The organism is Hydrogenophaga sp. BPS33 (genome assembly GCF_009859475.1).
Taxonomy (GTDB): domain Bacteria; phylum Pseudomonadota; class Gammaproteobacteria; order Burkholderiales; family Burkholderiaceae_C; genus Hydrogenophaga.
Genome location: NZ_CP044549.1, coordinates 4130336 through 4155523 on the forward strand (window position 1 = coordinate 4130336; position 25188 = coordinate 4155523).

A 25188-nucleotide genomic window follows, 5' to 3' on the forward strand; every position below is an offset into this window, starting at 1 on the left:
GACGCGCCGCGCGCTCACTGCGGCTGGAAGCCGCTGTCCTTGATGATCTTGGCCCACACCTTGCCGTAGGCTTGCTCGCGCGCACCCAGTTGCGCGCCGCTCATGAAGCCCACGGTGAGGCCCATGGCGGTGAGCTTGTCGCGCACGTCGGGTTGCGCGATGGCCTTCTGCACCGCCTGCGCGATGCGGTCGATCGCCGCCTTGGGCGTGCCGGCTGGCGCGAACAGGCCGTAGTACGGCACGTCTTCGAAGCCCTTGAGGCCGAGCTCGGCGAAGGTGGGCACCTCGGGCATGGCGGCCTGGCGCTGCGAACCCATCACCGCCACCACGCGCAGCTTGCCCGCCTTGTGGTTCTCGATGAAGTCGGGGATCGAGGCCACACCGGCCGGGATCTGGTTGCCGATCATGTCGCCCATCATGGGCGCGCTGCCCTTGTACGGCGCGGCCACGAGGTCGAGCTTGTTCTGCTTGGCGATCACGTCCACCAGGAACTGCGGCACCGAAGCGGGCGCGGGAATGCCCACGGTGCTCTTGCCGCCGGCGGCCTTCACGCCGTCGATGTAGGCCTTGAACGACTGGGCCGGCGTGCCGTTGGACACGGCGAAGGCGTTGACGAAGGTGGCGAAGCCGGCCACCGGCACGAAGTCCTTCGCCGAGTCGTAGCCCGGGTTCTTCGTCACCATGGGCAGGATGGTGATGCTGTGGTCGTGGCTGAGGAACAGCGTGTGGCCATCGGCGGCCGAAGCCTTGAGGGCCTGCGCGGCGAGCTGGCCGCCCGCGCCGGGCTTGTTCTCCACCACCACCGGGCTGCCCAGGTCCTGCTGCAGCCGCTCGCCGAGAATGCGGGCGATCGCGTCGGTGCCGCCACCGGGCGGGAAGCCCACCAGGACGCGGGTGGTGGACTGTGCCTGGGCCAGTCCCAGGGTGCCAACCAGGCCGGCCGCCAACAAGGCGCGGCGGACCAGCGAAAGACGGGAAGCGGTCATGACGAAACTCCAGAGGGTAAAAATGGAAAACCCCGACTGTAGCGCCGCCACGGACTGTCGCTACAGTCGGAGCCAGCCGCCCTTCCCCCTTCCCCCTTCCCAACCACACCGCTGGAGACGCCCATGAGCCGCTATCCCATGCCCGACCTCAAAGACCTGCCCGAGGACATCAAGACCAAGGTGCTCGAAGTGCAGGAGAAGGCCGGCTTCGTGCCCAACGTGTTTCTGGCGCTGGCGCGCCGCCCGGCCGAATGGCGCGCGTTCTTCGCGTACCACGACGCCTTGATGCTCAAGGAAGACGGCTCGCTCACCAAGGGCGAGCGCGAAATGATCGTGACCACCACCAGCGCGGCCAACCAGTGCCTGTACTGCGTGGTGGCGCACGGCGCGATCCTGCGCATCTATGAGAAGAAGCCGCTGGTGGCCGACCAGGTGGCGGTGAACTACCGCAAGGCCGACATCACGCCGCGCCAGCGCGCCATGCTCGATTTCGCGATGAAGGTCTGCGAGCGCTCGCACGAGATCGACGACAACGACTTCCCGCCCCTGCACGCGCACGGCTTCTCGGACGAAGACATCTGGGACATCGCCGCCATCACGGCCTTCTTCGGGCTCTCCAACCGCATCGCCAGCTTCAGCAACATGATGCCCAACCCGGAGTTCTATTTGATGGGGCGCGTGCCGAAGGTGAAGCCTGCGGCTTGAATATCAGAATCCGCTGACAGCATGTTTGCGCGCGTCAAGGTTCAATCGGTCGCATGCCCACAACAACTCAAGGAGAGTTTTCATGTCGATCAAACCATCCATCACGCGCGCTTTTCTGTTGACCGCAGCCCTCGCCTTGGGCACCGGGGCGGCCTTTGCCGAAGACATCAAGGGACGCATCACTTCCGTCGACGCGACCGCCAAAACATTCACGGTGAACAGCGAAGTTATCTACGTCACCGACAAGACCGACTACGAAAACGACTACAAGCGCTTTGAGGATCTGTGCCAGGGCCACTATGTGGAAGTCGACATCGACCGCCGCGATGGTCGCCTGTATGCCGATGATGTGGAGTACAAGGCCAGCGCGAAAGAAAACAAGCAGTAAGAAGGCAGCCTCGGGCCACTTCAGCCACCGATGCGCAGCAGCTTGCCGCTCGCGCCATCTGTGAGCAGGTAGAGGCGCCCGTCGGGGCCTTGCCGCACATCGCGGATGCGCTCGTTGCGCGTGGCCAGCAAACGCTCGCGGCCAGCTTCACGCGTGCCATCGAACTTCAGACGCCACAGCGCCGTGCCGGCCAAAGCGCCCACGAAGACGCTGCCGTTCCAATTCGCTGGAATGTTCCCGGTGAAAAAGGCCATGCCACTGGGCGCGATGGACGACTTCTGGCCACCGGTCCAGGCAGAGCCGTCACTCTTCTCCCAATACGCCACGGGTTGCTCCATGCCGGCCTTGGCGGTTCCTTCGCCGACTTGCGTCGTGGTGCCGTATTCCTGGCCATAGCTGATCACAGGCCAGCCATAGTTGCGCGCGGCCAGCGTGCGGTTGATTTCATCACCGCCTTGCGGGCCATGCTCGTTCGTCCACAACTCACCCGTCTCGGGGTGCAGCGCCGCGCCCTGTGGGTTGCGGTGGCCATAGCTCCACAAACCCGTCATGCCCCCGGCGATCACCGGATTTCCCGGGGCAGGATTGCCGTCGGTAGTGATGCGCACGATCTTGCCGTTGCCACGGCTCACGTCCTGCGCAAACACGCGCTGGTCGGCGCTTTCGCGGTCGCCCAAGGTCACGAAGAGATGGCCGTCGCGGTCGAACACCAGGCGCGACCCGAAGTGGGCCGTGCGCGCGACCTTCGGGGTCTGGCGGTAGATCACCTGCCAGCCCACGAGGGTCAAGGCACCGGTGTCGAGCTCGGCGCGCGCCACCGCTGTGCCGTTGAGCGTGGGGTTGCCGGTATCGCTCTCGGCGAAGCTGACATAAATGCGGCGGTTGCTCGCGAACGCGGGGTCGACCACCACGTCCAGCAAGCCGCCCTGCCCTGTGGTGCTCAGGTTCGAGAGGCCCGCAAGGTTGATGTTGTTGAACGACAGGCCATCCGCCGTGTAGAGCCGCAAGTTGCCCAGGCGCCCCGTGACGAGCATGCGGCGGTCGGGCAGGAAGGCCAGGCTCCAGGGATTGGGCAAACCGGTGGCCAGTTCGGTCACCGCCACCGACCCGGTGGTAGGCACAAACACCGGAGCAGCCGGGCCCTTGGATTCACCGTCGCCGCCACCACAAGCGGCCACCAAAGCCAGTGAAAGGCTGAGCACCGCCAGCAGGGCAAAAGGAGGGGAATAGGCTCGCATGGGGTGATGCTAGTGCGCGCCTGTCACCTGTCGGTGCGCCACCGCACGCTCAGTCAGCACCACTTGGAGCGGGTGCATGGCGTTTCATGTGCCCGCACGCTGCCTGCAGCACGGCATGCACAAGTTCACGCCGGGTCTGCGGCAAAAATGCCGGCGGTGCGGCGGTAGTGCTCGGCGATCAAACGCTGTGCCTCTTCCAGCTGAACGCCCATGACCGCATCGAAGATGGCCCGGTGCTCATCCAGTTCATGACGGCGTTTGTAGGCCTTGCGCGCGGCAAGCTGCCGGTAACGATAGGCCTGGTCGTACAGCTGTTCGCAAAAACCGAGCAGCAGCGACGAACCACAACCCTTGAGCAAAGACTCGTGGAACGCCCGGTGCAGGCGTTCCCATTCCGGGTTTTCTTCGTAGCCCTCTGTGCTCACCGAACGCGACGTGCGCGAGAGCCTGTGGAAGGCCAGCACCATGTCTTCTTCCCAGGCCGGCGTGCGTGCTGCAAACGCTTGCGTCAGGGCCAACGATTCGACCGCAATGCGGGTGGACACCAGGTCGTCCAGTTGTGCCTGCGTCGCTTGCGCCACGCTGAATCCACGCTGATCGCTGTGCACCACCCACTCTTCGCTCGCGAGCCGGTTGAGTGCTTCGCGCAGCGGGCTGGCGCCGACCTGGTAATGGTCGCGCAACTCGTGCATCAACAGCTTGCGACCTGGCTGCCAACGGCCGGACAAGACATCGGCACGCAGCCGGTCGTACGTGGTGCGCGCAAGGGTGGGCATCGAGATGTCGGGCGAAGGTTCGGACAACATAGGGTTTTCACTTAATTATCGACAACAATATGCGACGCATAATTTTATCGACAAAATGATCTGACACAGGATTTATCGACATCATGCCAAAATTTGCGCGCATTGCCACCGTTGCGGGAGGGCCAACCCATTGGGCCGTCCAGCAGGGAAACGACCTCATCGATCTCGGCCCTGCTCCGCCGGGTGACGACACCACCGCATGGTTTGAGTTGCTGGCAAGTGGCGCCAGCGCCTCGGCCCTGGCGCGCGGCCAGCGCTGCGATCCATCGCGCGTCGAGTGGCACACGCCCGTCAGGCGGCCGGGCAAGGTGATCTGCCTGGGGCTGAACTACTCGGCGCACGCGGCCGAGGGAGGCAACGCCGCCCCCGAATACCCGAGCTTTTTCATGCGGGGCGCTACGTCGTTGATCGCACACGAGGCTGCGCTGGTGCGCCCACGCGTGTCCGACAAACTGGACTTCGAAGCCGAACTTGCGGTGGTGATCGGTCAACGCGCGCGCCACCTCACCGAAGCCAACGCCTTACAGGCCGTGGCCGGCTACGCCTGCTTCAACGACGGCACACTGCGCGACTACCAGCGCCGAACCGCCCAATGGACCATTGGGAAGAACTTCGATGGCACCGGCGCTTTCGGCCCCTGGCTGGTGTCGGCGGCTGACCTGCCAGCGGGGGCCAGCGGACTGAAGATCGAGTCGCGCCTCAATGGCCGCGTGATGCAGAGCGACAACACCGACCACATGGTCGTGTCGGTGGCGCAGGCACTGGTGTTGCTCTCGGAGGTGCTCACGCTGGAGCCCGGCGACGTCATCGCCATGGGCACGCCAGCGGGCGTCGGCTATGCGCGCACACCACCGGTGTGGATGCAGCCGGGCGACCGCATCGAGATCGAGATCGACGGCATCGGCTTGCTGTCCAACCCCGTTGTCCAGGAAAAAAACTGATGGAACCGCGCATTACCCGACTTCCCGACGACTTCCGCTGGCCTGGAGGCCACAAGCTCGCCGTCATTTTCAACATCGCCTACGAAGCCTGGTCCGATGGGCAGGCGCCAGGCATTGGTCCGATGGGCAATGTGCTCAAGCCCGGCTTCTTCGACACCAACGCGCATTCCTGGGCGTCATTCGGCCTTGTGCGCGGCATCCACCGGTTGCTGGCCATTCTGGAAAAGCATGGCGTCAAGGCCAGCGTCATGGTCAACGGCGTGATCTGCGAACGCGATCCAGCCACGGTGCGCAAACTGACCGAACTGGGTCATGAAGTCATCAACCATTCCTGGGGCATGGACGTGATCCCGGTGTACTTCGAAGAGGCTGGCGAACGCGCCAACCTGCAGCGAAACCACGACTTGCTCACACAAACCACCGGCATTGCGCCCGTGGGATGGATCAGCCCACGCGGCACGGGCAGCCCGATCAGTTCGCGCTTGCTGGCCGAGGCCGGCTACCTGCACCACGGCGACGTGAACGACGACGACCGACCCTATGTGATGGACTTTGGCGGCAAGCGCATCGTGGGCATTCCGCTGACGATGGATGTGAACGATTTGCCCACTTGCATTCGGTATGGCCAGGGACCGCGCCACATGCTCGACACCTTCGACGACACCTTCGCGGCCATGCGCGCGGAGAACGCGCCTTTGATGCTGGACGTGACAGCGCACACGCATGTGATGGGTCGCCCCTCCGGGGCCTGGGTTTACGAGGAGATCGTTCAGCGCGTCAAGGCAGCAGACGGCGTCTGGGTGTGCACGCGCGAAGAAATGGCGCGCCACGTTTTGCAGTCAATCTGATCACCTGGTGCCCACGGCATCCATTGAAACCACCATTTAATTCAGGAGACAAAACATGATTCAACGTCGCGCATGTTTGCAATCGCTTGGGGCCCTGGCTGCAGCCGTTGTGTGGCCCGCCGCTGCACAAACGGACTTTCCCTCCAGGCCAATACGGGTGTTGCTGCCATTTGCCGCAGGGGGTGCGCCCGACATCCTGGCACGCCTGATCACCCAGGCCGTTACGCAGCAGAACGCTGCCTACAACTTCGTGATCGACAACCGCCCAGGTGGAAACGGCATCATCGCAACGGATGCAACCGCCAAAGCGGCTGCCGATGGGTACACGCTTCTCTACACCACGGGTTCGCACACCATCAACTCGCACGTCTACAAGAAGATCCCCTACGACATCGCCAAGGACTTCGTGGCGGTCACGCAGGTCCGCACAGCGCCAGGCGTTGTGTTGGTGGTCAATCCCGCACTGCCGGCAAAGAACCTGCAGGAGTTCCTGTCGCTGGCGCGCGCGGGGAAGGTTGCCTACGGCTCCCCCGGGGTCGGCAATACGCTGCACTTGCCCGGCGAGTTGCTGAACATGATGGCTGGCGCGAAGATGTTGCACGTCCCGTACAAGGGTGCTGCGCCGGCTCTGAACGCCGTGATCAGCGGCGAAATTCAGGCCGCATTTCTGAGCGTCACGGCGGCACTTCCCCCCATGAAAGCCAACCAGGTGCGCGCATTGGCGGTGTCGAGTCCCGCGCGCCTGCCTGGCTTGCCGGATGTACCGACGATTGCAGAAGCGGGCGTGCCCGGCTACGAGATCGATGGCGGATGGCAGGGATTTTTTGCCCCTGCGGGCACACCGGCGGATGTGGTGAAAAAGCTCTCTCAACAACTGGCGGGCGCCATCCGGTCGCCAGAGATCCAGCAACGTATCCTGTCCGATGCCTCCGTGCCGGTGGGCAACACATCGGCAGAGTTCGAGAAGTTCGTCGCGGCGGATGCAGAGCGCGTCGGCAAGATCGTGAAGAGCGTCGGCATCAGCATTGATTGAGCGAGACACAGCATGATCATTGAAAAAGATGTCCCCATCGAAATGTCCGACGGGTCGGTGCTGTACGCGAATGTCTTCCGTCCGGAGGCAGCGGGCACATGGCCTGTGGTCATGGCCTTTGGCGTCTATGGAAAGGACGTGCATTTTGCCGATGGCTGGCCCGCGCAGTGGAAGCGGCTCAACGAGATCTATCCCGGCCTGTGCCAGGACGGGTCGACCGGAAAGCATCTCGTCTGGGAGGCTGCGGATCCCGAACGCTGGGTTCCGGACGGGTTTGTGATCGTCATTGTGGACGGGCGCGGCAGTGGTCGCTCGCCTGGGTATCTCGATGTCTTTTCGCCACGGGAAACGCGTGACTACCACGAGTGCATCGAGTGGGCCGGAACGACAACGTGGAGCAACGGCAAGGTGGGGCTTCTGGGCGTGTCGTACCTTGCCATCAAGCAATGGCAGGTAGCCGCGTTGCGGCCACCCCATCTGGCGGCCATCGTGCCATGGGAGGGGGCCAGCAACTACTACCGCGACTCGATTCGTCACGGGGGGATCCTCAGCAACGGTTTTCGAGCCACCTGGTGGCCCAAGCAGGTGTTGTCGAGCCAAAACGGGAACGCGGAAACAACGCATCGGGATCGCGAAACCGGCTTGCACACCAACGGCAACTCGCTGTCCGCCGACATGTTGGCGGGGTCGCGCAGCGACTGTCCGCGCGACATGCTGGAGCATCCGCTGTACGACGCCTGGGCGCAGGACCGGGCGCCTCGGCTGGAGCGCATCGAAGTACCCGTGCTATCGGCAGCGAACTGGGGCGGGCCTGCCAATCATCTGCGTGGAAACGTCGAAGGCTATCTGGGAGCGGGATCGAAAGAAAAGTGGCTGTTTGCGCACATCGGAACGCACTACGAGAGCTTCTACCTGCCGCACTATGTAGCGATCCAAAAGCGATTCCTCAACCACTATCTGCGTGGCGAGGAAAACGGCTGGGAATTCGAGCCCCGCGTGCAACTGGAGGTCCGCCGCCCCGACGGCACCGCCACGACCCGCCACGAGCACGAATGGCCTTTGGCCCGCACGGAATGGACACGCTTCTACCTGGACGCGGCAAGCGCCACGATGGGCACCGAACCGAGCGACGCCGAGGGGTCGGCGACCTATGAGGCGATGAAAGACAGCATCAGCTTCTCAACGGCACCGTTCGAGAGCGACACCGAATTCACCGGCCCGGCCAGCTTGCGGCTGTGGGTGTCCTCCTCCACCAGCGACCTTGATGTCTTTGCTGTGCTGCGCGTGTTCGATCCCGATGGCCAGGAAGTGACCTTCATCGGCGCTCACGAGCCAGTGCCCATGGCCTTGGGCTGGCTGCGCGCGTCGCACAGAAAGACGTCTGCAGAGCTCAGCCATCCGTACAGGCCGTGGCACACCCACGACGAGGTCTGGAAACTGACACCTGGCGAAGCCGTGGCCCTCGATGTAGAGATCTGGCCGACCAGCATGGTCTTTCCCAAAGGTTGGCGGCTGGTGCTCACCTTGCAGGGACACGATTTCATCGTGGTACCGCCTGGACGCATGCGGCACGATCACCCGCTGGACCGGCCAGCGGACGAGTTCGGCGGCGCCAACACGGTGTTCACGGGAGGCGACAAAGCCAGCTACCTGCTCATGCCGCTGGTTCCCGCTAGGACCGACTGAAGCCGACAGCCAGTAGCCGGAGCGAAGGGACTCCATCCAGAGGCACCGAGGGACGGCTCTGCCGGCCCAAGGTGCCGTCCCCCCTCGAAGCGCCGAAGGCGCGCTACGGAGGGGGGACGCCGCGCAGCGGCGCAGGGGGGTGTTCCAATTCAATCCGCTTTGATCTTGCGTTCCTTGATGATCGCGCCGTAACGCTTGCTGTCGTCGGCCATCACGGTGGCGAACTGCTGCGGCGAAAGCGGTGGCGGGCAGCGGCGGCCAGCGGCACGAGGTCCTTGACGACGACAACGACTTCCCGCCCCTGCACGCGCACGGCTTCTCGGACGAAGACATCTGGGACATCGCCGCCATCACGGCCTTCTTCGGGCTCTCCAACCGCATTGCCAGCTTCAGCAACATGATGCCCAACCCGGAGTTCTACCTGATGGGGCGCGTGCCCAAGGCCAAGTGACGCGCGGCCTGCGGCACGTCCAGCGCCTGCAGCAACACTTCGACCGGGTGTCGCAGGCGTTGCCCCTTCCACCGCTGCACCTGGCTGCGGCATGAATAGCCCGTGGCGAGCAGCTCGCCGTCGGGATCTGCCGGGGACTCCAGCAAGGGCCGCCAGCTCTGCTCGAAGATCACGCGGGACGTCGCGACGTTGCGCGATTCGTGGCCGTAGGTGCCCGACATGCCGCAGCAGCCGCTGGCCTGCGCCGTCAAGCTGAGGCCGGCGCGGTCGAACAGCTGCAGCCACATCGCTGCGCTCGCGGGCGCGTTGGTCTTCTCGGTGCAATGCGCGAGCAGCCGGTAGCGCACCGGCAGCGTCGCGCGCGCGGTATCCGGCCAGGCGTCGAGCAGCCACTCTTGCGGCAGGCGCACGACAGACACCGGTGCCGCACCTTCGACGCCGAGGTATTCCTGCCGATACACCAGCGTCATCGCCGGGTCCAGCCCCACCAGGGGAACGCCGGTGCGCGCGAGCTCGGCCAGCAAGGCCGCGTTGCGCCGCGCGGCGCGTTCGAAACGCGGCAGGAAGCCTTGTGCGTGCAGGGGCTTGCCGTTGGGCCTGAACGGCGCCAGGTAGGCGCGGTAACCCAGTCGCACCACCAGCTCGGCGAAAGCGGCGAACACCGGGGTGTCGAACCAGCGGGTGAACGCGTCTGGCACCAGCACCACGCTGCGCTTGCGCTCGGCGGGCGAGAGGCCCTCCAACAGCGCGGGCGTCGCTTCGCGCAGACCCAGGCGGGCGCAGGTGGCGGCAAAGTCGAACCGGCTGAGCAGCGGGCTGTCGACCATGCCGGCGTGGCGCTCCAGCGCGCGCCGCATCCACGGCGAGCCCATCACGCCGTTGTAGGCCGCAGGCCAGCGCGCGAGCCACGGCACCGTGAATTCCAGCGAGCCGATGAGGTAGTCCTTCAGCGGGCGCAGGTAGCGCTGGTGGTACAGCGCCAGAAAGCGCGCGCGGAACTCGGGCACGCTCACCTTTACCGGGCACTGGCCCGCGCAACTCTTGCACGCCAGGCAGCCGGCCATGGCTTCGTACACCTCGTGCGAAAAATCGTCCGGGCAGTTGCGGGTGTTGCGCCAGCGCTGGACGAACCCACGCCAGAAACCACCCGTGGCGGTCTGCAGCACGTCGGCACCGGCCTGCTGCTGCAAGCGCAGCCATTCGCGCATCAGCGCGGCCCGTCCCTTGGGCGAATGCCGGCGCTCGCGCGTGCCCTTCCACGACGGGCACATGGCATCGTCGGGGTCGAAGTTGTAGCAGGCGCCATTGCCGTTGCAATGCATGGCGGCGCCGTAGCTTTGCCACACGCGCTCGTCGATACCGCGATCGGCGTCGCCCCGCAGCGGCACGCCATCGATCTTCAACAACCGCGCCAGCGGCAGCGTGGCGGGTGTGGCGATCTTTCCGGGGTTCAACTGGTTGCGCGGATCGAACGCCGCCTTGAGTTGCTGCAAGGCCGGGTAGAGCTCACCAAAGAACCTGGGCGCGTATTCGCTGCGCACGCCTTTGCCGTGCTCGCCCCACAACAAGCCGCCGTAACGCTGCGTGAGATCGGCCACGCCGTCCGACACGGCGCGCACCAGCGCCGCCTGGGCCGGGTCCTTCATATCGAGTGCCGGGCGCACGTGCAGCACGCCGGCATCCACGTGGCCGAACATGCCGTAGCGCAGGCCATGCCGGTCGAGCAGCGCGCGGAATTCGGCGATGTAGTCGGCCAGGTTCTCCGGTGGCACTGCCGTGTCTTCCACGAAGGGCTGCGGCCGCGCTTCTCCTTGCACATTGCCCAGCAGGCCGACGGCGCGCTTGCGCATGCCGTACACGCACTCCACCGCCTGGGCACCCGCCGCCAGCGTATGGCCCAGCCGGACCACGCTGGTGTCGCAGCGCAGGTGAGCGGCAAATGCGGCCACCTTCGCGTCGACCTCGGCCACATCGTCGCCGCTGAACTCCACCAGGTTGATGCCCTGCGTGGCGACCGTGTCGTGCCCGGTCGGGAAGTACGGGGCCACGCTGTTCCACACGATGTCCTGCATGGCCAGCTGCAGCACCTGCGAGTCCACCGTTTCGATGGACAGAGGCCGGTGCGCCATCAAGACCTGCGCATCGCGCAAGGCGTCCATGAAGCTGGCGTAACGCACATTGACCAGCACGGCGTAGCGCGGAATCGGCAGCACGCCCAGCTCGGCTTCGACGATGAAGCCCAGCGAGCCTTCGGCGCCACACAGCACGCTGTTGAGGTTGAAACGGCCATCGGCTTCACGCAAGTGGGCCAGGTCGTAACCCGTGAGGCAGCGGTTGAGGGGCGGAAATTTCTCGGCGATGCGAGCGCCTTGCGTGTCGGCGATGTGGGCCGCGCTGCGGTACGCGTCGCCCACCCTGCCCGCTTGCGCCAGCCGCGCCTGGAAGTCGGCTTCGGGGAGCGCATGGCTTTCGAAGCGCTCGCCGCCGAGCAGCACGCAGTCGAGCGCGCGCACGTGGTCGCGTGTCTTGCCGTAGGCGCAGCTTCCCTGCCCACTGGCATCGGTGTTGACCATGCCACCGATGGTCGCGCGGTTGCTGGTGGAGAGCTCGGGCGCGAAGAACAGGCCGTGCGGTTTGAGCGCGGCGTTGAGCTGGTCTTTCACCACGCCGGCCTGCACGCGCACGCGCCGCGCGGCGGGGTTGATCGACAGGATGCGGTTCATGTGCCGCGAGAGATCGACCACGATGCCGTCCGTGAGCGACTGCCCGTTGGTGCCGGTGCCGCCCCCGCGCGCGGTCAGCACGATGCCGTGGTGCGCGGGCTCGTCGGCCAGGCGCGCCAGCCGCTGGACGTCCTCGGCGTGCCGTGGGAACACCACCGCCTGCGGCAGGCGCTGGTAGATCGAGTTGTCCGTGGCCAGCACCGTGCGGTCGGCGTACCGGCCACTGATCTCGCCCTCGAAGCCCGCAGCGCTCAGGGCCCCCAGGAACGCGCGGTAGCCCATGGCCGCGCCTGGTGGCAGGCGTATCGGGGCGATGGCGGGTCGTCGCGCGCGGGCCGTTGTCATGGAGCGACGGACGCGCCCTCGATGCCGTTGCGCTTCAAAGCCTCGCGCACGAAGCCCGTGGCCTTCATGCGCTCGACAAAGTCGCTGAGGTAGGCGGCAGCGGCGTCCCCTTTGCTCTGCGGGCAGCCCATGGCCTGGCGGATCACCATGAAGCTGCCGGGCAGCAGGCGCACGCCGCCCAGGCGGGCCGCATCCTGTTCCAGTTGCTGGCGCACGCCCGCGGCCACCGGATGGCCGTCGGCGAGCATGGTGTCCACCACCACCTGCGATGTGGCGGTGCGCACCAGCGTGGCGTGGCGCAACTCGCGCGTGAGGAACAGGTCGTAGGCGCTGCCCTGGGCCACCACGACGTGCGTGCCGGCGCGGTCCACCTCGTCGCCGGACACCCGCGCATCGCCGTCGCGCACCAGGTAACTGCCTTCGATCAACACATAGGGCGGCGTGAAACGGATGCCCTCGCTGCGCGCCGGATCGATGGCGAAGAAACCGATGTCCGCACGCTCCTCGCGCAGCGCTTGCACCGACTTGGCGGCGCCGTCGAACACGATGGTGTCCAGCTCCGCGCCGAGCTCGGCGGCGAAGGCGCGCGCCAGGTCCACCGAGACCCCGCCCGGCCCGTGCGGGTCGCGCCGCGCGAGCACAGCATTGCCGGCGTTGATGGAAGCGCACAAGCGCCCCTGGGGTGCGAAGGCAAGGCGCACGGCCTCGGGAGCGAGCATGGCGGGATGGGTGTGAGCAGGCGTGGTGTTCATCGGCGCATTGTCACTCGGCTTTCAGGCCCAGTTGCCGGACCAGGCCACCCCACTTCACGTTCTCTTCCGCAATGAAGCGGGTGAACTCGCTGGCCGAGTTGGGCACGATTTCAAAGCCCATCTTGGTGAACTGCTCGCGCACCTCGGGCTGCTTGAGCAAGGCCAGCGTTTCGCGGTTGATGCGCTCCACCACCGCTGGTGGCGTCTTGGCCACCGTGACCAGCCCGAACCAGGTGATGACCTCGAAGCCCGGGTAGCCGGACTCTGCGATGGTCGGGATGTCGGGCGCCATCGGCGAGCGCTGCAGGCCAGACACCGCGAGGGGCCGCAGCTTGCCCTGCTGCACCGACGGCAGAAGACCTGCAATGCTGGACATCATCATCTGCACCTGCCCGCCCAACAGATCGACCAGCGCCGCCGCGTCGCCCTTGTAGTGCACCGAGGTGAGATCCACGCCGGCAGCCTTGCGGAACAGCTCCATCGACATGTGCGGCGACGACCCGATGCCCCCGGTGGAGAAATTGATCTTGCCGGGATTCGCCTTGGCATAGGCCACCAGCTCGCCCAGGCTCTTCACCGGGAACGACGGGTTCACCACCATCAGCAGCGGGTTGTGCACCACGCGCACGATGCCGGTGAAGTCTTTCACCGCGTCGTAGCCCACGTTGGGGTACAGGTACGGCGCCACGGCGTGCGTGGTCTGCACCGCAAGGTACAGCGTGTAGCCATCGGCCGGTTGCTTGGCCGCATAGGCCGCACCGATCGAGCCGGCCGCACCGGGCCGCGCATCGACGATCACCGACTGCCCGAGCTTCTCGCCCAGGTGGTTGGCAATGATGCGCGCGACCTGATCGGTCGGCCCGCCGGCGGTGAAACCGACCACGATCTTCACCGGCTTGTTGGGGTAGTCACCGCTCTGCGCGCGAGCGGCGCCGGTGACGGTGATGGCGATGAGGCCGAGCGCTGTGCGGCGGTTCAAGGCGTTGTGTTCCATTGCGTGTCTCCTGCGCTCGGTGGCGCTTGGGGTTGAGGCCTTCTCAGGGGTGCGCGGCGAGCACCATCTCCGCACCCTTTTCTGCGATGGCCATGGTGGGCACGGCCGTGCCCGACGAGGGAAGCGTGGGGCAGATCGACGAATCGATCACGCGCAACCGGTGAATGCCGTGCACGCGCAGTTGCGGGTCGACCACCGCCAGGTCGTCCTGCCCCATCTTGCAGGTGCCCACCATGTGCCACGAGGTCTGCAGGGTCTCGCGGATGTAGGCCAGCAGGTCGGCGTCGTCGACCACGCCCGGGCCCGGCCGCGTCTCGCGCACCACCAGTGGCTGGATCGCCGGCATGGCGGCAATGCCGCGCGAGATGCGCATGCCGCGCAGGAACAGCTGCGCGTCGTCGTCGTGGGAGAGGTAGCGCGGGTCCATGCTGGCCTGCTCGCGCGGGTCGGTGGAACGGATATGCACCGTGCCGCGCGACTTGGGCTGCAAGGTGGTCACGCCGAAGGTGAACCCCGGGAACATGTCCATGCCGGTGCCGGGCGTGCGCGCGTAACGGTCGCCCCCGGAGAGCGGCTGCAGGCGCAGCACCAGATCGGCCTGTTTCTTGTCCGCGCTGCTGCGGTAGTTCATCTGTGCCGTGGACGATGAGATCGTCAGCAAGCCCTCGCGCTTGAAGATGAAGCGCAAGCCCTCGCGCATCTTGCGCAGCGGGCTGCGCAGCACGTCGTTGACGGTGATCTTTTCGCTGCACTCGAAGGTCAACCGCGTATTGGGATGGTCGCGCAGGTTTTCGCCCACGCCCGGCAGGTGGTGCAGCACCGGTACGCCGTGCTGGCGCAGCACCGCTTCCTGGCCGATGCCCGAGCGCTCCAGCAGCGGTGGCGTGGCCAGCGGGCCGGCCGACAGAATCACTTCCCGGCGCGCAAGCGCCGTGGACGTGGCGCCCGACGCGTGCAGCAATTCCACGCCCACCGCGGTACGCCCTTGCATCACCAGCCGCGACACCACGGTATTGGGCAGGATGGTGAGGTTGCGCCGCTTCTGCGCGGGTTTGAGGTAGCCCGCCGCCGAGTTGTTGCGAAAGCCCTTGCGGGTCGAGTACTGCAGGTAGAACGCGCCTTCGTAGCTGCCGTCGTTGTAGTCGGGCACTTCGCGGTAGCCAGCTTCGGTACAGGCTTTGACGAAGGCCCCGGAGAGTTTGTCGAACCGGTCCAGCCGCGTGCAATGGATCGGGCCGCCACGGCCGCGCAGCGCGGGGTCGCCCTGCGGAAAGTCTTCCATGCGTTTGAACACCGGCAGCATGTCGGCATAGCCCCAGCCCGGGCACCCGAGTTCGACCCAGTGGTCGTACTCCACCGGATCGCCCCGGGCGAACAGGTTGCCGTTGATGGAGCCCGAGCCGCCGATCACCCGGCCGCGCGTCCAGCGCTGTGGCTTGCCGTTGAGCGAGCGCTGCGGCTCGGTCATGTAGGGCCAGGTCACGTCGGGGTTGTTGATCAGGTTGACCACCAACAGCGGCACCTTGATGTTGATGTTGTTGTCGCGCCCACCCGCCTCGATCAGCAGCACCTCGTGCCGCCCGCTCTGGGACAGCCGCTCGGCCACGATGCAGCCGGCACTGCCGGCCCCACACACGATGAAATCAAACTGCGCATCCGCGGGCAGCGAATCGACGTACATCGGCTCGGTCTCCTTCGTTCTTGTGAATGGCAGCGCTCAAGGCGGCTGAACCGCTGCGCAGTCTGCCGCAAGAGGAGCATGACGAAAAATAATATTTGGGCATCGCTGCATCGTCAGATGGAATGCCCGCGTACCCCGGCTTTGTCTTTCAGAATGCCCTGCCCACATACTGGGATGCCAAAGGATTATTTGTAGCGATCCTGCGAGCGCTGTAGGGTGCTGTGATGACCGATCTCTACCGACTTTTCATCGATGGCCAGTGGCGCGAAGGCGCACAGTCGCGCTGCTTCGACGCAGTCAACCCCTTCAACCAGGCTGTATGGGCCCAGGTGTGCGAAGCCTCGGAGGCCGACGTGCGCGACGCAGTGGCCGCCGCGCGGCGCGCCTACGAGACCACCTGGCGCAAGACCAGCGGCACGCAGCGCGCGGCCCTGCTCCACCGCCTGGCCGACCTGCTGGAGCGCGACGCGCCGCGCATGGCGCAATTGGAGAGCACGGACAACGGCAAGACCATCCGCGAGACGCACGCCCAGATGCTGTACGTGGCGCGCATCTTCCGCTTCTTCGCGGGCTACGCCGACAAGATCTGGGGCGCGGTAATTCCGCTGGATTCGCGCGACGTGTTCGACTACACGGTGCGCGAGCCCTATGGCGTTGTGGGTGTCATCACCGCCTGGAACTCGCCCATTGCGCTGCTCGGCAACAAGTTGCCCGCCGCCCTCGCGGCGGGCAACTGCGTGGTGATCAAGCCGTCCGAGCACGCCTCGGTGACCACGCTGGCGTTCTGCAAGCTGGTCGAGGAAGCCGGGTTTGCGCCCGGTGTGGTGAACGTGGTGACCGGCGACGTGACCATCGGCCGCGCGCTGGTGGGCGGTGGCGGCATCGACAAGATCACCTTCACCGGCAGCGGCCATGCGGGCCGCGACATCGCGTCCATGGCCGGCAAACAACTCATTCCGGTCACGCTGGAGCTCGGCGGCAAATCGCCCAACATCGTCTTCGCCGACGCCGATGTCGAGAAAGCCCTGGTGGGCGCGCTCGCCGGCATCTTCGCCGCCGCCGGGCAGACCTGCATCGCCGGCTCGCGCCTGCTCGTGCAACGCCCGCTCTACGAAACCATGGCGCAACGCCTGGCCGAACGGGCGCAGCGCATCGTGCTCGGCAACCCGTTGGACAGGACCACCGAGATGGGCACGGCCGCCAACGAGCCGCATTTCAAGCGCATCCTGTCGGCCATCGAGCGCGGCCGCGAAGAAGGCGCGCGCCTGATCACCGGCGGCGGACCCAGCACCGATCCCGCGCTGGCACGCGGCTTCTTCGTGCAGCCCACGATCTTTGCCGACGTGGACAACCGCATGCGCCTGGCGCAGGACGAGATTTTTGGCCCGGTGCTGTCCATGATTCCCTTCGACACCGAAGAGGAAGCGCTCGCCATCGCCAACGACACCTGCTTCGGCCTTGCCTCGGCCGTGTGGACGCAGGACATTTCTCGTGCTATGCGCATGACGCGCGAACTGCGCGCGGGCGTGGTGTGGGTCAACACCTACCGCATGGTCTCGCCGCAAGGTCCGTTTGGCGGCGTGAAGGAAAGTGGCTATGGCCGCGAGCGCGGCGAAGCCGGCCTTCAGGAGTTCACCATCACCAAGAACGTGATGATCGATTTCTCCGACGAGGTGCGCGACCCTTTCGCCATCAAGGCCTGACCTTTCTGGAAGACCCCACCATGATCGACCGCATCGAGATTTTCGTCACCGAACTCCCCGTGCGCCTCAAGCGCATCTTCTCCAGTGGCAGCTACGACACCGGCCCGCTCGGGCGCGTGCTGGGCAAGCCGGTGCTGGTGCGCATCCATGCCGACGGCGTGGTCGGCTGCGCGCAGATCCGCCCGATCGCCCCCGGGCACTTCGTGGCCGACACGACGCACAGCGTGGTGGCCGCGATCCGCGAGATCTACGGGCCAGACTTGCTGGGCCGAGACATCTTCGACATCGAAGGCATCACCGAGCGCTTCGACCTGCGCCTGGCCGGCAACCCGGCCGCGCGCGCCGTGCTCGACATTGCGCTGCACGATGCCATGGGCAAGGCCGTGGGCTTGCCGGTGCACAAGCTGATCGGCGGCGCCTGCCAGCCGGTGATTCCACTGGAATGGTCGGTGAGCCTGGCCGACGACGTGGGCGTGATGGTGGCCGAGGCCACACGCGCGGTGGACGAGTTCGGCATCCAGGTGTTGTGCCTGAAGGCGGCCGATCGGCGCGGCTGGCGCCAGGACGTGCGCCATTTCGAGGCCGTGCGCAAGGCCGTGGGCGACGAGGTGGTGATCGGTGTGGACCCGAACACCGGGTGGTCGGTGGCCGATGCGATCGCGGCCACGCACGCGCTGCGGCCCTTTGATCTGGGCTACATCGAGCAACCTGTGGCACGGCGCAACCTGCGCGGCATGGCGGCGGTGCGGCGCGAAGCGGCGGGTGTGCCGGTGATGGCCGACGAAGGCCTGTTCACGCCGCAAGACGCCTACGCCCTGGCCGAGGCCGGCGCGGCCGACGCTTTGTGCATCAAGCTCTACAAGATCGGCGGCCTCACGCCCGCGCGCAAGATCGCGGCGGTGGCCGAGGCGGCGGACATCCAGCTCAACGTCGGCGGGCTGGCCACGCAGTCGCAATTGGAAGCTGCGGCCGCCGCGCATTTTTACGCCAGCGTGCCGCAACGGCGGATGATGGGCGCGGGCGAATTCGTGTTCGGACTGAACACCACGGCGCCAGACCCGCTGGTGCCGGAGACGGAGTTTGTGGTGCGCAATGGCAGCGTGGCGGTGCCGACTGGGCCGGGCCTGGGGGTGACCCTCGACGAGGACGCGCTGAAGAAGCACACCTTGTTGCACGAGGTGGTGAAGGCGTAAGGCTTCAGCCTGCGCGCCTCTTAGCGCCCTCCCCCACTGGGGGAGTGCAAGCCACGCACCAGCAGGCGGCCTTCGAACAAGCGCCGCTGCGTGCGGTAGAAGCCTCCGCTCTCCACATGCCAGGCGCCATCGGCGCGCTGGCGCACATCGGCGGCCACCTGCAACACGCCCGACGGCATGCCGATGCGCAGCGGCCCGCCGCCCGTCCGCGCAAGCGGTCTGCACACCCGGTTCACCACCGACCCCTCGATGCGCGCGGCCGCGGCCATGCACATCGACACGCCCAACGGCAGCGCGCGGTGCGGCTGGCCGTTGGACAGCGCGCGCGCCAGCAGGTCCATGGACGATGCCACCAAGGCGTCGCCCGACAGCGTCACGGCGTCGGTGGGTGGCGCCACCACCGCGATGAAGGGCACCGCACTGCGCCGCGCCGCCTCCTCGGCATTGGCCGCCAGGCCCATGCGTTGCGAAGCCTCCAGGCGAATGGCCAACAGCCGCTGCATCAGCGCCAGGTCGTCCTCCATCTGCGTGGGCGACTCGGTGCCGGTGAGCCCGACGTCGGCCGCACGCACGAACACGCAAGCGTTGCTGGCATCGACCAGCGAGGCGTCCACCCTGCCCACTCCGGGCACGTCCAGCGTGTCCACTGCGTTTCCGGTCGGCAGCAGGCGGCCGGTGGTCGCGCCACCGGGGTCGAGGAAATCCAGGCGCAACGGCGCACCGCTGCCGGCCACGCCCGGGATCTCCAGGTCGCCGTCCACCTCGGCCATACCGTCGCGCACCTCGAAGTGGGCCACGATGAGCTTGCCGGTGTTGGTGTTGTGGATGCGCACAGCCGCCGGCCCATCGGGCACGCGCACCAGGCCTTCATCCACCGCAAACGGGCCGATGGCCGCGGACATGTTGCCGCACAAGGGTTGCCAATCGATCTGTGCGGTCTTGATCAGCACCTGGCCGAAGGTGTAGTCCACATCCGCATCGGGTCGGCTGGCCGGGCCGATCACGCAGACCTTGGAGAGAGACGACAAGCCGCCCCCCATGCCATCGAGCTGTCGGCCATAAGGGTCGGGGCTGCCCATGGCGCCAAGCATCAGAGCGTCCCACTGCGCACGATCGGCCGGCAGGTCGCGGGTGTGGAACAACAGACCCTTGCTGGTGCCCGCGCGCACGAACACGGCGGGCAATGGGATCTGCCGCATCAGTCCACCTTCGCGCCCGCGTCCGCCACCGCTTTGCGCCACTTGGCGATGTCGCTCTCGAGAAAACGGGCGAACTCCGCCGGCGTGCCGGCCACCACCTCGTTGCCATCGGCCGCCAGGCTTTGGCGAAACGCCGGCTCGCGCGCGAAGCGGGCGACATCGCGCTGGATCTTCGCCACGATCGCATCGGGCGTGCCCGCCGGGGCCAGCAGGCCGTACCAGGCCGAGACGTCGTAACCCGGCACGCCGGACTCGATGGCGGTCGGCACCTCGGGCAACACCGGCGAGCGCCGCGTGCCGGTCACCGCGATCGGCTTGAGCCGCCCGGCCTTGATCTGCGGCACCACCGAACCCAGCGCGCCGAGGTAGACCTGCACTTGTCCGGCCATCACGTCGGCCAGCGCCGCCAGCGCACCCTTGTACGGGACGTGCGCCATCTCGATGCCGGCCGCCTTCTTGAACATCTCGGGCGCCAGGTGGTTGAGCGTGCCATTGCCGGCCGAGGCGTACATCAGCGCACCCGGTTTCGCCTTGGCCAGCGCGATCAGCTCGCGCACGTTGTTCGCCGGCACCGACGGGTTGACCACCAGGATGTCGTCCACGGTATTGAGCAGCGTGATCGGTGCGAAGTCGCGCAGCGTGTCGTAGGGCAGGCTCTTGTACAAGCCTGGCGCAATGGCGAAGCTCACATCCGTCATCAGCACCGTGTAGCCGTCGGCCGGGGCCTTGGCGACCACGCCCGCGCCCAGCGTGGTGCCGGCACCGGGCCGGTTCTCCACCACCACCGGCACGCGCCAGAGTTCCGAGAGCTGCTGGGCCAGGTTGCGTGCGATCAGGTCGATGCCGCCGCCCGGCGGGTACACCACGACGAAGCGCACCGGCCGCCTCGGCCACTCCGTGCCCGCAGGCGCTGCGCTCTGCGCGTGCGCGATCGCGGCACCACCGAGCGCGGCCGCGGCCAGCAGCAGGCGACGGCGTTTCATGCCGAGGCTCCCGAGGGCTGTGCGGCCGCACGGCGCGCCAGCTCCTGCTTGACCCAATCGGTCACGCCCCCCATGTCGATGATCTGCTGGATGAAGGCCGGCAGCGGTTCGGCGCGGAACTCGCGGCCATCGAGCAGCACGCGGCCGCTCACCGTGTCGACTTCGATGGCCTGGCCCTGGCTCGCGGCTTCGGCCACTTCGGGGCTGATGAGGATAGGCAAACCAAGATCGATCGACATGCGGTAGAAGGTGCGCGAAAAACTTGCCGCGACGATGCAACTGATGCCCAGCGCCTTCAAGCCGAACGGGGCCTGCTCGCGGCCCGAGCCGCAGCCGAAGTTGCGGCCCGCCACGATCACATCCCCCGGCTTCACACGGCCCACGAAGCCGGGGTCGACCTCTTCGAAGATGTGTTTGGCGATGTCCGCCGGGTTCATCAGCGAGAGGTAGCGGCCCGGCACCATCACGTCCGTGTCCACGCTGTCGCCCAGTTTCTGCACGTTGCCTTTGAATTGCATGGCGTCGATGTCCTTGTGCGTGCGCTCAGAGAAGCGCCGGGTCGATGATTTCACCGGCCACGGCGGTGGCGGCGGCCACGTAGGAGTTGCCGAGATAGACCTGCGCGCCCGCGTGCCCACCACGGCCCTTGAAGTTGCGGTTGATGGTGGCAAAGCCCACTTCGCCATCGTCCAGCGCGCCGTTGTGGCCCCCGAAGCAGGCCCCGCAGGTGGGCGTGCTCACGGCCGCGCCGGCCTCGATGAAGATGTCGATCAAGCCTTCGGCCATGGCCTCGCGGTAGATCTTCTGCGTGGCCGGCACGATCATGGCGCGCGTGCCCTTGGCCACCTTGCGGCCCTTGAGCACACTGGCGATCTGGCGCAGGTCGGTCATGGTGCCATTGGCGCAGTTGCCCATGTAGACCTGGTCCACATGCACGTGGCGAATGTCGTCCACCGCCACCACGTTCTCGGGCGAATACGGCTTGGCCACCATGGGACGCATGCGGGCCAGGTCGATGTCGTGGCGCGAGTGGTACTGCGCATCGGCATCGGCCACGGTGGCGGTCCAGGGCCGCTTGCAGGTGGCTTCGGCCCAGGCGCGGGTGATGTCGTCGAACTCGACGATGCCGGTCTTGGCGCCCGCCTCCACCACCATGTTGCAGATGCCCATGCGCTCGTCCATGTTGATGTCGGCCAGGCCCGGGCCGGCGAACTCCATGGAGCGGTAGAGCGCGCCGTCCACGCCGATGTCCTGCAGGATCTGCAGGATCACGTCCTTGCCGGTCACGTGCGCGGCCTTCTTGCCGCGCAGGGTGAAGCGCATCGATTCGGGCACGCGGAACCAGGTCTCGTCGATCTGCATGATCGCGGCCATGCCGGACCAGCTCATGCCCGTGCCAAAGGCGTTGAAGGCCCCCGCGGTGCCGGTGTGCGAGTCGCCCCCGGCGATGAGATCGCCCGGGCCGCACAAACCCACCTCGGGCATGAGCGTGTGTTCGATGCCGCCCTTGCCCACGTCGTAGAAGTGCTCGATGCCCTTGGACGTGGCGAAGCGGCGCATGTCACCCAACATGCGCGCGCCCGCCGCGCTCGGTGCCGGCGCGAAGTGGTCGCAGACCATCATCACCTTGTCGGGGTTCACCACCTTGCCGCCGCCCATGTTGGCGAAGTGGCGGAACGCCACCGGGCCATTGGCATCGTTGAGCAACACCAGGTCCACCCGGGCGCGCACCACGTCGCCGGGTTCGACGCGGTCGCGCTCGTCGAGGCGGTGGGCTTCCAGGATCTTTTCTGCGATGGTCTGTCGGGTCATGAGAGGGCTTGCGGTGCGGTGGTGGGAGAAGCAGCAGCGGATCCCGGCGCGCTCGCGTGGCTGCGGGCATGGGCGCCCGCGCTGGCGCCCGCCAGGCGGCCGAACACGGCCCCGCTCGTGAGCCCGCTGGCCCCGGGGTAGTTGAAGTAGAAGATGCCACCCACCATTTCCCCGGCGGCGTACAGGCCCGCGATCGGCTCGTGGTTGGTGTTGACCACCTGCGCTTCCCGGGTGATCTTCAAACCGCCGAAGGTGAAAGTCACGCCGCAGGTGATGGCGAACGCCTGGTAGGGCGGCTTGTCGATCTTCAGCGCCCAGTTGGACTTGGGCACCGGCAAGCCGCGCGTGCCCTTGCCGTCCTTGATGTTGGGATCGAAGGCCACGCCCTCGTCCACCGCCGCGTTGAACGCGTGAATGGTCTTGAGGCATTGCTCGGGGTCCACGTCGTCGAGCTTTTGCACCAGCTCTTCCAGCGTGTCGGCCTTCACCTTGGTCACGCTCTTGGTGCGGTACTCGTCGAGCAACAGGTGCGCCACCTTGTCGTCGTAGATCTGCCAGGCGAACTGCCCCGGCTGCTCCAGGATCAGGTGGCCGTACTTGGCGTAGGTGAAGTTGCGGATGTCCGCGCCCTCGTCGAGAAAGCGTCTGCCCTCGCCGTTGACCATGATGCTGAAGGTGTAGCTGTGGCGCTGGAAATGCGGCGTCACATCGAGGTCGCCGAAGTCGGTCGCATAGCGCTCCCAGCCCACCGCATGGCAGCCGGACCAGTGGCCGTAGGGTTGCGCGCCGATGTTCAGCGCCATCGCCAGGCCGTCGCCGGTGTTGAAGCGTGTGCCCCGCACCTTGGCCAGGTCCCAGCCCTTGCCCAGGTAGCGCGTGCGCCATTCGCTGTTGGCTTCAAAGCCACCGCACGCCAGCACCACGGCGCTGGCGGCAATGCGCTGCATGCGCCCGTCGATGCGCGCCACCACGCCGTGCACACCGTCCACGTCGTGGATCAGTTCCTTCACCCAGGCGTCATAGCAGATCTGCACGCCCACCTTCTCGGCTTGCTTGTACAGCGCCTCCACAAGGCCCGGGCCACCGCCGTAAGTGGCCAGCGGCGCGCCACCCCAGAACTTGAAGCGCCCGTTGGTCTTGTAGGCCTGGCGGCCGTAGTTGGGCTGGAACTTCACGCCATTGGCGTTCATCCAGCGCATGACCGCGTTGCTGTTGCGCACCAGGATTTCGCACAGGTCCGGATCGGTGCGGTGCATGGTCACGCGCGCCATGTCGTCGAAGAAATCGGACTCGGGGTACGCGCCGAAATCGGTGTTGGCGATCTCGTCCTCGGTGAGGTCGCCCGACAACGCGATGATGTCATCCACACCGTCGTAGGCGAAGCGCATCTTGCCGTCGGTGTAGGCGGTGTTGCCACCGCGTTCGGCGAACGGCGCTCGCTCCAGCAGCAGCACGCTGGCACCTTGTTCGCGCGCGGAGATCGCGGCGCACAGTGCGGCGTTGCCTCCTCCCACCACCACCACGTCGTGTTGTTTCTCGTCAAAGTTCATGGATTCCATCCCGTGCGCAACAGCATCCTGGGTTGATTGATGCAAGCCCCATTCACTCCGCGCGGATGTTGGCGCGCGCAATGATCTGGGCCCATTTGTCGATCTCCGTCTGGAGAAAGCGGCCGAATTCCTCGGACCCCATTTCCATCGGGTCCATGCCTTGCGACAGCATCTTTTCGCGCACCTCGGGCCGCTTGATGCCGGCGCGAATGGCCTGGTCGATCCGGTCCACCACTGCCTTGGGCGTGCCCGCCGCCGTGACCACGCCATACCAGGAAGTGGCTTCGTAACCGGCCACGCCAGCCTCGGCAATCGTCGGCACGTCGGGCAGCGCTTGCGTGCGGGCGCGTCCGCTCACGCCCAGCGGCACCAGCGTTCCGGCCTTGATGTGGGCCATGGTGCCGGCCGCCGCCGCCATCAGCACCTGCACCTCACCCGCGACGGCGGCGGTGGTCGAGGGCGCGCCACCTTTGTAGGGCACGTGTTTGATGTCCACCTTGGCCATGTAGTTGAACAACTCCATGGACATGTGGGTGATGTTGCCGATACCACCGGAGCCGAAGTCCAGCTTGCCCGGGTTCTGCTGCGCATAGGCGATGAGCTCGCGCACCGAGCGCACGGGCAGCTTGGGGTTGACCGCGAGCACCGAAGGGCCGGAGGCGATCATGGACACGGGCACCAGATCCTTCTTCACGTCGAAGGTGATCTTGGGAAACATCGACGGCATGGCCAGCGTCGCGTTGGCGAGGTACAACGTGTGGCCGTCGGCCGGCTGCCGCGCCACGAAGTCGGCGGCGATGTTGCCGGCCGCGCCGGGCTTGTTGTCCACCACCACCGATTGACCCAGGGTGTCGGACAGGCTCTGCGCGATCAACCGCGCGACCACATCGGTGGCGCCGCCCGGTGCAAAGCCCGAGACCAGCCGGATCGGCCGGTTGGGAAACGGCGCTTGCGCGAACGCGCTGCCCGCCATGAAAACCAAGCCCGCCGCCAAGGCGGTTCGGCCCAGCCACCGCCGGGTGTGCCACATCGCATCGCTCATTGCAGTCTCCTTCGTTGTCGGGGCAACACCTATTGCCCGTTGTCATCACGTGGCGGCACGATAGCGCTCCTCGCAATTCACTGCCAGAATATTGCGTTATCACATCATTCGATTCGTTCATGCTGGGAA

Annotated in this window: 21 protein-coding genes and 1 pseudogene; 9 read left to right on the top strand and 13 right to left on the bottom strand. The window is 66.4% G+C overall.

Annotation, left to right across the window (positions count from 1 at the left end):
- Window positions 1-14 precede the first annotated feature (14 nt).
- A complete protein-coding gene (locus tag F9K07_RS19155; protein WP_159594942.1) occupies window positions 15-986 on the bottom strand; it encodes a Bug family tripartite tricarboxylate transporter substrate binding protein in 972 nt (323 codons plus the stop codon).
- Window positions 987-1109: 123 nt separating this feature from the next.
- On the opposite strand from F9K07_RS19155, the gene F9K07_RS19160 reads away from it, so the two are divergent.
- Both F9K07_RS19160 and F9K07_RS19165 read left to right on the top strand, forming a co-directional pair.
- On the top strand, window positions 1110-1691 hold the full coding sequence (locus F9K07_RS19160) for a peroxidase-related enzyme (protein ID WP_159594943.1): 582 nt from the start codon (window positions 1110-1112) through the stop codon (window positions 1689-1691).
- An 82-nt stretch (window positions 1692-1773) separates the two neighbouring features.
- Window positions 1774-2079, top strand: a complete 306-nt coding sequence (locus tag F9K07_RS19165) for a DUF5666 domain-containing protein (RefSeq protein WP_159594944.1) — start codon at window positions 1774-1776, stop codon at window positions 2077-2079.
- A gap of 20 nt (window positions 2080-2099) precedes the next feature.
- Here the strand turns inward: F9K07_RS19165 and F9K07_RS19170 are convergent, their stop codons facing one another.
- Both F9K07_RS19170 and F9K07_RS19175 read right to left on the bottom strand, forming a co-directional pair.
- Window positions 2100-3317, bottom strand: a complete 1218-nt coding sequence (locus F9K07_RS19170; RefSeq protein ID WP_159594945.1) for a PQQ-dependent sugar dehydrogenase — start codon at window positions 3315-3317, stop codon at window positions 2100-2102.
- Window positions 3318-3442: 125 nt separating this feature from the next.
- Entirely contained in the window at window positions 3443-4123 is a 681-nt protein-coding gene (locus tag F9K07_RS19175) for a GntR family transcriptional regulator (protein WP_159594946.1), read from the bottom strand.
- Window positions 4124-4206: 83 nt separating this feature from the next.
- Here F9K07_RS19175 and F9K07_RS19180 point away from each other — a divergent pair, with 83 nt between their 5' ends.
- From F9K07_RS19180 to F9K07_RS19200, 5 genes and pseudogenes are all read left to right on the top strand, one after another.
- Complete coding sequence (locus F9K07_RS19180; protein WP_159594947.1) at window positions 4207-5064, top strand: fumarylacetoacetate hydrolase family protein; 858 nt, start codon at window positions 4207-4209, stop codon at window positions 5062-5064.
- Window positions 5064-5912: a polysaccharide deacetylase family protein gene (locus tag F9K07_RS19185; RefSeq protein WP_159594948.1), complete on the top strand. Its 849-nt coding sequence runs from the start codon at window positions 5064-5066 to the stop codon at window positions 5910-5912. The genes F9K07_RS19180 and F9K07_RS19185 overlap by 1 nt, the downstream gene beginning before the upstream one ends.
- Before the next feature lie 55 nt (window positions 5913-5967).
- On the top strand, window positions 5968-6945 hold the full coding sequence (locus F9K07_RS19190) for a Bug family tripartite tricarboxylate transporter substrate binding protein (RefSeq protein ID WP_268894722.1): 978 nt from the start codon (window positions 5968-5970) through the stop codon (window positions 6943-6945).
- A 12-nt stretch (window positions 6946-6957) separates the two neighbouring features.
- The gene (locus F9K07_RS19195; RefSeq protein ID WP_159594950.1) at window positions 6958-8631 is read left to right on the top strand and encodes a CocE/NonD family hydrolase; all 1674 of its coding nucleotides are present in this window, start codon (window positions 6958-6960) and stop codon (window positions 8629-8631) included.
- 265 nt (window positions 8632-8896) lie between these two features.
- Window positions 8897-9082 (top strand): annotated as a pseudogene (locus F9K07_RS19200) (peroxidase-related enzyme); the annotation flags it as partial.
- Here F9K07_RS19200 and ydiJ read toward each other — a convergent pair.
- From ydiJ to F9K07_RS19220, 4 genes are read right to left on the bottom strand one after another with little or no spacing between them, the layout of a single operon-like run.
- Entirely contained in the window at window positions 9049-12150 is a 3102-nt protein-coding gene (gene ydiJ, locus F9K07_RS19205) for a D-2-hydroxyglutarate dehydrogenase YdiJ (protein ID WP_201451451.1), read from the bottom strand. The pseudogene F9K07_RS19200 and the gene ydiJ overlap by 34 nt on opposite strands.
- A complete protein-coding gene (locus tag F9K07_RS19210) occupies window positions 12147-12902 on the bottom strand; it encodes a transporter substrate-binding domain-containing protein (RefSeq protein WP_236581341.1) in 756 nt (251 codons plus the stop codon). Before F9K07_RS19210 ends, ydiJ begins: the two co-directional genes overlap by 4 nt.
- 10 nt (window positions 12903-12912) lie before the next feature.
- Window positions 12913-13896 carry a Bug family tripartite tricarboxylate transporter substrate binding protein gene (locus F9K07_RS19215; RefSeq protein WP_159594951.1) on the bottom strand — a complete coding sequence of 328 codons (984 nt, stop codon included), beginning with the start codon at window positions 13894-13896 and terminating at the stop codon, window positions 12913-12915.
- Window positions 13897-13939: 43 nt separating this feature from the next.
- Complete coding sequence (locus tag F9K07_RS19220; protein WP_159594952.1) at window positions 13940-15577, bottom strand: GMC family oxidoreductase; 1638 nt, start codon at window positions 15575-15577, stop codon at window positions 13940-13942.
- A gap of 224 nt (window positions 15578-15801) precedes the next feature.
- Here F9K07_RS19220 and F9K07_RS19225 point away from each other — a divergent pair, with 224 nt between their 5' ends.
- A complete protein-coding gene (locus F9K07_RS19225; RefSeq protein ID WP_159594953.1) occupies window positions 15802-17280 on the top strand; it encodes an aldehyde dehydrogenase in 1479 nt (492 codons plus the stop codon).
- Window positions 17281-17300: 20 nt separating this feature from the next.
- Window positions 17301-18473 (top strand): mandelate racemase/muconate lactonizing enzyme family protein, encoded by a 1173-nt coding sequence (locus tag F9K07_RS19230; RefSeq protein WP_159594954.1) that lies wholly within the window; start codon window positions 17301-17303, stop codon window positions 18471-18473.
- 20 nt (window positions 18474-18493) lie between these two features.
- Here F9K07_RS19230 and F9K07_RS19235 read toward each other — a convergent pair whose 3' ends face one another.
- The 6 genes from F9K07_RS19235 to F9K07_RS19260 are packed head-to-tail and all read right to left on the bottom strand — an operon-like array spanning window position 18494 to window position 25059.
- Entirely contained in the window at window positions 18494-19672 is a 1179-nt protein-coding gene (locus F9K07_RS19235; protein WP_159594955.1) for a 2-methylaconitate cis-trans isomerase PrpF family protein, read from the bottom strand.
- The gene (locus tag F9K07_RS19240) at window positions 19672-20655 is read right to left on the bottom strand and encodes a tripartite tricarboxylate transporter substrate binding protein (RefSeq protein ID WP_159594956.1); all 984 of its coding nucleotides are present in this window, start codon (window positions 20653-20655) and stop codon (window positions 19672-19674) included. Before F9K07_RS19240 ends, F9K07_RS19235 begins: the two co-directional genes overlap by 1 nt.
- Entirely contained in the window at window positions 20652-21173 is a 522-nt protein-coding gene (locus F9K07_RS19245) for a LeuD/DmdB family oxidoreductase small subunit (protein WP_159594957.1), read from the bottom strand. The genes F9K07_RS19240 and F9K07_RS19245 overlap by 4 nt, the downstream gene beginning before the upstream one ends.
- Window positions 21174-21198: 25 nt before the next feature.
- Window positions 21199-22467: a 3-isopropylmalate dehydratase large subunit gene (locus F9K07_RS19250; protein WP_159594958.1), complete on the bottom strand. Its 1269-nt coding sequence runs from the start codon at window positions 22465-22467 to the stop codon at window positions 21199-21201.
- A complete protein-coding gene (tcuA, locus tag F9K07_RS19255) occupies window positions 22464-24017 on the bottom strand; it encodes an FAD-dependent tricarballylate dehydrogenase TcuA (protein WP_159594959.1) in 1554 nt (517 codons plus the stop codon). Before tcuA ends, F9K07_RS19250 begins: the two co-directional genes overlap by 4 nt.
- 52 nt (window positions 24018-24069) lie before the next feature.
- The gene (locus F9K07_RS19260; protein WP_159594960.1) at window positions 24070-25059 is read right to left on the bottom strand and encodes a Bug family tripartite tricarboxylate transporter substrate binding protein; all 990 of its coding nucleotides are present in this window, start codon (window positions 25057-25059) and stop codon (window positions 24070-24072) included.
- Window positions 25060-25188: the final 129 nt, after the last annotated feature.

Excerpts from the sequence above, each read along its gene's own strand:
- F9K07_RS19240 (WP_159594956.1), bottom strand. The coding sequence starts at position 20,655 with ATGAAACGCCGTCGCCTGCTGCTGGCCGCGGCCGCGCTCGGTGGTGCC.
- F9K07_RS19180 (WP_159594947.1), top strand. The coding sequence starts at position 4,207 with ATGCCAAAATTTGCGCGCATTGCCACCGTTGCGGGAGGGCCAACCCAT.
- F9K07_RS19225 (WP_159594953.1), top strand. The coding sequence starts at position 15,802 with ATGACCGATCTCTACCGACTTTTCATCGATGGCCAGTGGCGCGAAGGC.
- tcuA (WP_159594959.1), bottom strand. The coding sequence starts at position 24,017 with ATGAACTTTGACGAGAAACAACACGACGTGGTGGTGGTGGGAGGAGGC.
- F9K07_RS19260 (WP_159594960.1), bottom strand. The coding sequence starts at position 25,059 with ATGAGCGATGCGATGTGGCACACCCGGCGGTGGCTGGGCCGAACCGCC.
- F9K07_RS19215 (WP_159594951.1), bottom strand. The coding sequence starts at position 13,896 with ATGGAACACAACGCCTTGAACCGCCGCACAGCGCTCGGCCTCATCGCC.
- F9K07_RS19175 (WP_159594946.1), bottom strand. The coding sequence starts at position 4,123 with ATGTTGTCCGAACCTTCGCCCGACATCTCGATGCCCACCCTTGCGCGC.
- F9K07_RS19165 (WP_159594944.1), top strand. The coding sequence starts at position 1,774 with ATGTCGATCAAACCATCCATCACGCGCGCTTTTCTGTTGACCGCAGCC.
- F9K07_RS19250 (WP_159594958.1), bottom strand. The coding sequence starts at position 22,467 with ATGACCCGACAGACCATCGCAGAAAAGATCCTGGAAGCCCACCGCCTC.
- F9K07_RS19190 (WP_268894722.1), top strand. The coding sequence starts at position 5,968 with ATGATTCAACGTCGCGCATGTTTGCAATCGCTTGGGGCCCTGGCTGCA.
- F9K07_RS19160 (WP_159594943.1), top strand. The coding sequence starts at position 1,110 with ATGAGCCGCTATCCCATGCCCGACCTCAAAGACCTGCCCGAGGACATC.
- F9K07_RS19170 (WP_159594945.1), bottom strand. The coding sequence starts at position 3,317 with ATGCGAGCCTATTCCCCTCCTTTTGCCCTGCTGGCGGTGCTCAGCCTT.
- F9K07_RS19155 (WP_159594942.1), bottom strand. The coding sequence starts at position 986 with ATGACCGCTTCCCGTCTTTCGCTGGTCCGCCGCGCCTTGTTGGCGGCC.
- F9K07_RS19210 (WP_236581341.1), bottom strand. The coding sequence starts at position 12,902 with ATGAACACCACGCCTGCTCACACCCATCCCGCCATGCTCGCTCCCGAG.
- F9K07_RS19195 (WP_159594950.1), top strand. The coding sequence starts at position 6,958 with ATGATCATTGAAAAAGATGTCCCCATCGAAATGTCCGACGGGTCGGTG.
- F9K07_RS19245 (WP_159594957.1), bottom strand. The coding sequence starts at position 21,173 with ATGCAATTCAAAGGCAACGTGCAGAAACTGGGCGACAGCGTGGACACG.
- ydiJ (WP_201451451.1), bottom strand. The coding sequence starts at position 12,150 with ATGACAACGGCCCGCGCGCGACGACCCGCCATCGCCCCGATACGCCTG.
- F9K07_RS19235 (WP_159594955.1), bottom strand. The coding sequence starts at position 19,672 with ATGCGGCAGATCCCATTGCCCGCCGTGTTCGTGCGCGCGGGCACCAGC.
- F9K07_RS19185 (WP_159594948.1), top strand. The coding sequence starts at position 5,064 with ATGGAACCGCGCATTACCCGACTTCCCGACGACTTCCGCTGGCCTGGA.
- F9K07_RS19230 (WP_159594954.1), top strand. The coding sequence starts at position 17,301 with ATGATCGACCGCATCGAGATTTTCGTCACCGAACTCCCCGTGCGCCTC.
- F9K07_RS19220 (WP_159594952.1), bottom strand. The coding sequence starts at position 15,577 with ATGTACGTCGATTCGCTGCCCGCGGATGCGCAGTTTGATTTCATCGTG.